This is a genomic window from Streptomyces caniscabiei (assembly GCF_014930365.1).
Classification (GTDB): Bacteria; Actinomycetota; Actinomycetes; order Streptomycetales; family Streptomycetaceae; genus Streptomyces; species Streptomyces caniscabiei.
In genome coordinates this window covers 450,270-458,051 of the sequence record NZ_JABXWI010000009.1, presented here as the reverse complement: position 1 = coordinate 458,051, position 7,782 = coordinate 450,270, and the positions used below count along the sequence as shown (strand labels likewise).

Below are 7,782 nucleotides of genomic sequence, written 5' to 3'. Positions count from 1 at the left end.
GCGAACGCGGGCCTACTCGGTGACCATCACAGGATCATTCGGGAAGGTACGCCTTCCGCGTTCCGCCCGGGGCTGATCCACAGGTCTTGAGCATTGCTCTGCATGTACACGAGTCGAGCACCAAGCGGCTTGAGCTGCTTCGAACCAGACAGAAGTGGTCAGCCGGCGAGCTTCTCGAGAGCCGCGTCGATCCGGGCCAGGGTGCGGTCCTTGCCGAGCCTCTAGAGACTCGAAGAGCGAGAGGCCGACCGTGCGGCCCGTTACGGCGACGCGTACCAGGGCTTGGGCCTTGCCCAGCTTCAGGCTGTGCCCCTCGCCGGCGGTCAGGACCGGCTCCTTGAGGGACTCGGGGCTGATCCAGTCGGCCGTCCCAACTTGGCACGGGCCGTGGTCAGGAGGGCCACTGGATCGCCCTTCATCGCACGCCATCGATCAGGGTGGATGCTCGCATGGAGTCGGTAGTACACCGTCTCGCGCCGCCGCTCGTCGGGCGCACCGTCGTGTTACCGACGTTATGGGCGAGCAGGTAGTGCGCGAGCAGCGCGCTGCCCGTGCTACCGAGAGCTGTGACTCTGCATTTCAGATGGCGAGTTGAGCATTGGTGTGTGACTGGGCTCGCACACCAATGCCCCCTCCCGCTGACGTTGCGGCGGTGCCAGAGTGGGTGGCATGGGCAAACGCCGTAAGCATGGCCCGCTCGGGCCTGGGTCGGGAACGCCGCCATCCGCTGCCGTGGCTCCGACACAGGACAAAGTCTTGTCCACCCGCGACGAGCTGGCCAATCGGCTCATCCGGGAGCTTGCGGACTGGCGCACCTGGGATGCGTACCGCAAGCGGTATCTGTGGGACGAGTACAACGACGGCATCACCGATCCTGACCCGTGCGAGTTGCGCCTGGTCGACCTCGTCGTGCCCACTCCCCTGCAGCACCCCTTCGTGGCTGCGCTGCTGCAGGAACTCGGTGAGTATGCCGCCGAATACGCCACAGAAGATCCGGCTGCTGTGAAGGCAGTAGCGGTGTACGACTCCTGGGCGTCGCAGCAGCCGAAGCGGGTTGTTCGCATCCATGGCGGCTGGTGGAGCCTGATCACGCGGTACCCGCGCGCCGACCCTAACGAAGTCGGGCCTGCGGTTGTCCTTATGGACGGCATCATCGATGCGCACGACATCAGTCCCGCACCGGCCCTGCCCGGATATCTAGAGACGATCATGGCTGCCGCTCCGGAGCGAGGCCGACCCGTTCCGGATGAGCCGGACGCCTGGTTCACGTGACGGACCAGCGTGGGTCGGCCGGTGCTCGCCGTATGAACGGGCCGCGCTCAACCTGCCAACTCACCGGACTCCGGTCGCAAACCCGACCGGCCTGGCGCTCACCCCGCCCCGCAACCTGATCTCGCTTCTGGTCGCGCCTCAACTGGGCCTGGACGTAGGCAAAATGGTGCCATGGACGCTGGACTCACCGCGCTGCTCGGCGCCGCCGTAGGCTCACTTGCCACCCTCGGCTCCGCGATGGTCACCGGGCGCGCGGCGGCGCGCTCGCAGTTCGGCCAGTGGCGCCGGCAGCACCGCCGGGACGCCTACGCGAGCTACCTGAGCGCCGTGTACGACCGCGATGTCGCCCTGGACGCAGTGCGCGACGCGCTGCGGGCGGACCGGCCGGACCTGCGGGACGTCGACGAGAAGATGGAGCGCTTCGCAGCCCAGGTCCGCGGCGTCCACCGGGCCGCCGAGTTCGTCATCCTCGAGGGTCCGCCTTCCGTGGTGGAGGCGCTCTACAGTGTGGTCCACGCGGCCGACGACCTCGCCGAGGTCATGCGACGGATGGTGCGTGATGCCCACGCGGAAGACACCTCCCGCAAGGCCGCGGACACCGCGCTCGCCGCCGAGCGGGAGCACCTGCTGTACCAGGCCGTGAAGAGCCTCCGAGCGGCGGCCTCCGACGTCCTCGGCGACAGCCGGATACGCGTCTACTAGTCGCGGTCCTGGGCTCGCCAGCGATTCGCCAAGGTGAGGTCGTTCAGTGCTGTGACCTGCTGCGCAACTCGGTGCGGGCTGATCAGTGAAGTCGAAGATCAAAAAGCCACTCATCGCGTAGCGACGTCGTAGACGCCCTCGACGGGGCGCCACTGCCTGCACACTCAACAAACGTGCTGCGCATCATCACCAGGTTCGGCTGTCGGCCCGTTACGCGACCACGCTGCTGCGGGCGCTGCTTGTGCTGACCCACACCGAAGTCGCACGCTGACAGACGATCTCGGGCGCAGACAACCACCCGCGACCAGCACGAGTACGAGATCGCTGACTCAACCAGCCCCAATAATCTGCGGGTTCGAAGTTGGACGAGGCTCTTCCTCATCAGGCCGATTCACCCCGCTCCAGGAGCGGCCTTGAGGTGGGCGGTGAGATCTTGAAGCGCGGTCCACGCCCCGGAGTCAGTTCCGTCACTCAAGAGGTAGTGCAGGGCAGGGTGCGTGTGTGTGCCGAGTTGTCGCGGGCGCGGGGCGAGGGGTGGTCTTCGGGCGTGGGTGAGGCCGATGGCGTTGACGTCCCGGGCGCCGAGGGTGAAGGACACCGGGATGGGCGGGGCTTCCAGACGCGGGGTCAGCGTCAGGTCCGCGCGAGCTGCTCGGAGCGTGGTGAGCATCGACACCAGGCCGTGCTCGTCGACCAGCGCGGCTGCAAGGGATTCGACGGTGTCCAGAGGGACGTCCGCAGCGGACGTGTATCCGAGGGTGAGCGTGATGTCCTGGGCGACGCCGGCCTTCGTACGCGCTGTGCGGAGTGTGGCGATGGACGGATGATCCGCTGCGCCGATCGCGACCAGGTGGGTCGGAGCAGGTGACCGTTCGCGGGCGAGATCCGTCAACTGGCGTGGTGACCAGGGCAGGTTGACGGGCTCCGATGTACTCCACCCCACCGGCGCCGAGCCCGTCAGATGGCGCCAGGCGGTCTCCAGACCGCGGCCGAGGACCAGGTCGGCGGTGGGGGCGTGGAGCGTGCGGAACGTGAGGGTCAGCTGGCGTTCCGGGGTGGGCTCGGTGTGGCGGGTGAACGCGTCGGCGACCGTGGTGCCGGTCGGGAGAAATGTGCCCTGCTGCCAGGCGAGGGGGACACCGGACAGGCCGTCGTAGTAACCGCCAACCGGGTCCTGGACCACCCACCGGTTGGGGGCGCCCCGCAGCGCCGTGCGCAGGGGGAGAGTGAGCCGGGCTTGGGGTGGGGTGACCAGGTGCAGGGCTCGGCTGGTGGCGCTCGTGGTGCGGAGCACTTCGGAGAGCCAGGTGGTGAAGGCGAGGACGGGGCGGTCGGAGATGACGACCGCCGTGGAGTCGGTGAGGACGTCGACCGAGGGAACGGTGGGAGCGGAGGGGGCGACGACCTCCTGTGCGTCATCGGCCGACTGGTCCTGCGGGATGGCCACCACGCGTGTCGTACCTGCGGCGCGTGGCCACACTGTCCCGCCGAGCAGCGTGGTCAGGCGTCCGCACAACGATTCAGCGAGAGCTTCTGCTTCGGGTACCGAGGTCGAGGCGCGCGTCTCGGTCCACCAGTACGGCGGCGGGGGCGCTGACACATCGGGGCCGAGGAGGCGTTCCGCTTCGCCGGGTATGTGGACCAGGAGCGGCGCCTCGACGGAAACCAGCGGACGGCCAACGCTTGTGCACAGCTGAAGGACGCCGCCGTCACCGGTAGAGGTCAGCCCCAGGTCGAGGCCGCCTGCTGAGAGGCCGGCGATCAAGGAGCGGGTGTCCGGCATCTTCGGGGTGAGGGCTATGACGTCTTTGGTCACGTCGGGAACTCGCCCACCCAGGAACGTTCGAGAAGGTGCTTGGGCAGGTACGCGGATTCGACGTCGACCGGGATGTCCGCGTCGAACGCCATGCAGGCGACGGCCAATGGGGCCAGAGCCACCAGGCCTTCGCTGCTCTTTGACCGTGTCTCGTTCTCGGTCCAGTACTCGCGATGCCAGGTGAGTGCTTCCGCAAGAGCGGTGTTGAACGGCTCCGGCTCCTGCCGCTGGTAGCGGTGGAAGATCTCCAGCGGCGGGTAGAGAATTTTCAGCATCAGTTCGGCACTGGCAATGTGGGGGGCTTCGGGGTCCGTCCCATCAATCGCGGCGGCCAGGGTGTTCCAGGTTTCCGGGCGGCCGAACCAGGCATTCTGCAGGGTCTCCACCCAGGCGTAGATGTACTCGTCGAACTCCACACCTGACGCGCGCAGGAATGAGACGGGTACACGGGCGAGTTGGTCGAGACGCTCGTTCTCCCGGCAGATCACCGCCAAGTAGTACGTGGTGAGCCAGTTGCCGGCGTGCAGATATTCCTGCGGGCCGGTTGCCGGAAGGTTCTTGATCTCACCTTTTCCTCCGATACGGCATGGGACAGGGCCTTCCGCAGCCGCTCCAGAGATGAACAGGCCCGATCCGACCTGCATCGCGGTGACCCAGGTCTCCCACGTCGAAAATTCCTCACCCGAGGGATCCGTCAGGCAGTTCCATTTGGCGACAGTCAGTGAATAGTCCAAGGCATCGAAGCGGTCAAACTCTGACGTTTCGAGTTCAGCAAGTGCTTCGTCGTTGCTTTGGACGATCGGCGCCATGGCTTCGGCCACGTTGTCCACGGGGAAGTCGTGACGGGAAATATGGATGACCACGCCCCTCCCTTTCTCAGTTGATTTTCATGTGTTCGATCACGACGCCAGCATAGAGGGTGCCGTCCGGCTCCTGGACCTTGACCAGGACGTACTGCAACTTCCTGTCCTTCAGCGCCTGTCTGAACTCTCGCGCGAGTTCGGCGTCCCGACCGCCACGTTTCGTCATCTCGCCCAGGATGGTCCGCAGGTACAGATACGTTCCCTGCTTCACTCGCATACCGGCCGCCCCGCCGTCGTCGCCGACGTGCGGTCGCCCAGGATCCTCGGGGTCGGCTCGTCCCTGTCGCCATTGGAGATCGTTTCCCGGCGCCTTGTCCTCAACGATCAGGATCTTGTCGTCCTCAAGCCTGTATGCGCCGTCGAACATGTGGGCCCCGGTGGGCGTCTTGGGGAGGTCGATCTCCTGAGCGGCCGGGAACTCGCGTCGAACGGCGTGGAGCCTGGAGGCGTCCTCACCCAGCTTCTCGGAGATCTTGCTGTTCGGAGGCACGTCTCCGAGCTGTTTTCCATAGGCCTTTTGAGCAGCGGCAAGGGCCTCGCGGTTCGATGTCGAGGGCGTCTCGTCGAAGGCCTTCTGCGCGTTCATGAGGTCCATATAGGCGCGACGGTCAGCGGTCCTTCTGTCGAGCCTCGGAAGTACGTCGTCGGGGGCGGTACTCCGCGGCAGCGGCTTCGCACCGAACCGGGTTTCGGACGGACCACTCGGCAGGTCGTGCTTGGCCACGAAGCGCCCTTGCGCATCCTTCGCGAGCTGGGGAAGTTCGACGCCGTCCACCAGTCCGATATGGGGTCTCCTGCGTCCGAGGGTGTCGTAGTGCTTCTTGCGCCACTCCGGGTCTTCGTTGGCCCTCCGGACATGCTCGTCCTGAATGGCCTTGCGCTCGGCAGGAGTCAGCTTCCGCTGTCCTTCGTCACGGGAGCCGTCGCCGTCCGCCCGATCCGCCCGACGCTCATCGGGCCCTGCCGACCGTGTGGCGCGGTCATGCGGCCCGCCATGTCCAGGACCGGAACCGGTTGGGGTCCCCCTGCCCGTTCCCGGACCGTCTCCCGAACCATGCCCGACACCATTGCCCGGAGCGCGCTCGCCCGTCCGGCCCACGTCGGCGACGGAATTCGTCCCCGCGTGAGCACCGACGAGTTCTGGCTCCCGGGTTCCTGTCACCGGGGCGCGAGACGTGGAGTCGTCCCCGGCGCGGGCGGCGGCCGACGGCTCAGCCTTGGCCTGGGAGGCGTGCTGGTGAAGGGTGCCGTCGGCGTTGAGCAGGTGGCCCTTGTCGGTGAGGTAGACGACCCTTCCGGTCGCGTCGTCGACGTACGGGATCGCGTTGTCGGGAACCTTGGGCGACCGGAGGGCATCGCCTCGCTCGAGCAGGTCCAGTGTTGCCCCGGAGTCCAGTCTCTTCAATGTGCTGAAGGCGTCACCGACTTTGACGTAGGCGAACTTGCCCGCCTTGCCGACATACGTGAACGGGTCGACGGCCCGGCCGACCTTGCCCACGACCGACACGGCACGAGCGGCCGCTCCGGTCCGGCCGGCACCGGTGGCCGCCGCGCCCGCCCCTTCGGTGCCCAGCAGGCCCAGGACGTTGAAGCTGACGGCGCCAGCAGCCCGGGCCGGGTTGCTCTCCCACGTGTCCCAGGCGACAAATCCCTTGACGGTCTGCTTGTAGGTGGTGCGGGAATCGCGCAGCCACGAGGGGAGTTTGTCGTCGGGCACCAGCCACCAGGTGCCGAGGGTGGCGCTGGTCAGGAAGGAGGCAGTGCCGAGCTTGGCCAGGCCCGTCCACGCCTCGCCCGCCGCGTCCGAGCCGTCCGCGCCGAACAGGGTGCCCACGCCATGGACCGTGCCCATCACACCGTCGGTCCAGAAACCGTCCCAGACCTGCCCGGACGTGTGCGTGAACCAGTCCCAGCCCTCGTACTCCTGCTCGACAGCCGCGCCCCACGGGGTCTCCCCGGCGTGATCGAGGTCCTCGGCGCGATAGCCGTACATGTTCTCGCCGTGCGAACCGTCATCGACGGTGAGCGTGGTGCCGCCGACGAGGGCGGTGATCTTGTTGTAGCAGGCGCGTTCAGCGGCCTGGAAGGCGGCGACTGTCTGGTTGACCTCGCGCCATAAGCCATTGTTGATGTCGACCTTGTCTTTGTCCTTGCGCCAGTCGTCGTCCCCCGCGACCGAGTCCACGAACGTCCGCGCGTCCGCCTTCAGGGTGGCCAACTTCTCCACCAGCGGCCTGACTTCGACACCATACTCATCCAACGCGCCAGCGACCTTCTCCAGATCGTCCGCGAACGCGTCCGCCTTCGCCTTCACCGGCTGCGTGGAGGAGAACAGGTCATGGGCCTCCGGGGCACGGTAGAAGGCCGACAACCCCTGGAAGGCGGTGTGCAGATCCGCGCCCGAAGCCCGGAACTGACCCGCGTTCGCGTACAGCAACATCACGTCGATGCCAAGGGTGGACAGATCCCCGAGGAACTGCGGTATCCCCGACGGGTCGATCAGCTTCGCCTCGTCCGCCATCACTGACCCTTGGCCGGCGAATCGACCCCAGGCAGCTCGACCTTCGGTTCCTTGGCCGCTTCACGCTGTGCGTTGGCCGCCAGAGTCAGGTCGCCCTCGACGTAGTGCCCGGTGGCCTCCGCAGCCCCGCTCAGCGACTTGGACGCCCGCTCGGCGATATAGAGCAGGTCACGGCTCCACTGCTGCAGAAACTCCCCCAGCGCCGCGCCCACCACGCCAACGGTGCTGGTGTAGGGCCCGTACTGACTGGTGATCATCCCCGCCACCGAGGCGGCCTCCTCCAGGTTGCCCTGCATCGCCGAACCCGCCTCCGACAGGTTCTTCCCATGCGTACCCGACGTCTCCAGAACACCGCGCACCCCGACCGGGTCTATGTCCCACCCCGTCACACCGCTCTCCCAACCCCCGTACACGCCAAGAGCCACCCGATACAGAGCGTCAGCCCCTGCCGCCGCACCGACTGTCCCGACAAGACGAACGTCTCATCGATCATCGAACATGCTCTCGCGTACGCCACTGCGGACACAACATCGTGCTGCGGCATGAGGCTGGAACCAGTCACTTCACACGGCGAGAACGGGCGCCTGCTCGCCCCCCTTCAACCGAAG

Annotated in this window: 6 protein-coding genes and 1 pseudogene; 2 read left to right on the top strand and 5 right to left on the bottom strand. The window is 66.9% G+C overall.

Features of this window, described 5'->3' with window-relative positions; translation table 11 throughout:
- Positions 1 to 158: 158 nt before the first annotated feature.
- A pseudogene (locus tag HW837_RS48885) lies at positions 159 to 425 on the bottom strand (glutamate--tRNA ligase); the annotation flags it as partial.
- Positions 426 to 756: 331 nt separating this feature from the next.
- Here HW837_RS48885 and HW837_RS26315 point away from each other — a divergent pair.
- Together HW837_RS26315 and HW837_RS26310 are read left to right on the top strand one after the other, a co-directional pair.
- Complete coding sequence (locus HW837_RS26315) at positions 757 to 1,272, top strand: hypothetical protein (RefSeq protein WP_193382454.1); 516 nt, start codon at positions 757 to 759, stop codon at positions 1,270 to 1,272.
- A 171-nt stretch (positions 1,273 to 1,443) separates the two neighbouring features.
- Complete coding sequence (locus HW837_RS26310) at positions 1,444 to 1,974, top strand: proline dehydrogenase (RefSeq protein WP_193382453.1); 531 nt, start codon at positions 1,444 to 1,446, stop codon at positions 1,972 to 1,974.
- A gap of 391 nt (positions 1,975 to 2,365) precedes the next feature.
- On the opposite strand, the gene HW837_RS26305 is transcribed toward HW837_RS26310, so the two are convergent.
- Genes HW837_RS26305 through HW837_RS26290 form a run of 4 tightly spaced genes read right to left on the bottom strand, consistent with a single transcriptional unit; the run spans position 2,366 to position 7,563 of the window.
- Positions 2,366 to 3,790, bottom strand: coding sequence for a DUF6177 family protein (locus tag HW837_RS26305; protein WP_193382452.1), 1,425 nt, complete (start codon positions 3,788 to 3,790; stop codon positions 2,366 to 2,368).
- On the bottom strand, positions 3,787 to 4,653 hold the full coding sequence (locus HW837_RS26300) for an immunity 49 family protein (protein WP_313895587.1): 867 nt from the start codon (positions 4,651 to 4,653) through the stop codon (positions 3,787 to 3,789). Before HW837_RS26300 ends, HW837_RS26305 begins: the two co-directional genes overlap by 4 nt.
- A gap of 13 nt (positions 4,654 to 4,666) precedes the next feature.
- On the bottom strand, positions 4,667 to 7,174 hold the full coding sequence (locus HW837_RS26295; protein WP_193382451.1) for a hypothetical protein: 2,508 nt from the start codon (positions 7,172 to 7,174) through the stop codon (positions 4,667 to 4,669).
- Positions 7,174 to 7,563, bottom strand: a complete 390-nt coding sequence (locus tag HW837_RS26290) for a DUF6507 family protein (RefSeq protein WP_193382450.1) — start codon at positions 7,561 to 7,563, stop codon at positions 7,174 to 7,176. Before HW837_RS26290 ends, HW837_RS26295 begins: the two co-directional genes overlap by 1 nt.
- Positions 7,564 to 7,782: the final 219 nt, after the last annotated feature.